Genomic DNA, 278 nt, shown 5'->3' with positions numbered 1-278 from the left:
ATTTGCGGGAGAACGTCGAGCAGAACATACCGCCAAGCACCCCGTTGGTCTATTCGACATCGGGATTCTACTCGGCCTTCGAGTGGATCAGGCGGGAGATGGCGACGCAGAAGGCAAATTTCTTCACCGCCCACGACCCGGACGCGTTCAAGGCGATGAAGAAGGCGCCGGAATTCTACGATTGACCGGCTCGACGCCGACACTGGACCTGCACCTGACCGATCGACCGGGCCGAGCCCCGGCGGGGCTTGGCATTACGCCGGCCGAAAGCTCGCGGC

The 278-nt window shown here is 62.6% G+C and carries 1 protein-coding gene; it reads left to right on the top strand.

Annotation, left to right across the window (positions count from 1 at the left end):
- The coding region (locus RAD10_RS41720; RefSeq protein ID WP_461622009.1) for a hypothetical protein at nucleotides 1–185 on the top strand (185 nt) is incomplete at its 5' end.
- Between the last annotated feature and the right edge of the window lie 93 nt (nucleotides 186–278).

The organism is Bradyrhizobium sp. 23AC, assembly GCF_054863025.1.
The sequence above is the reverse complement of the archived record's forward strand: the minus strand, read 5'-3'. Positions and strand labels throughout refer to the sequence as shown.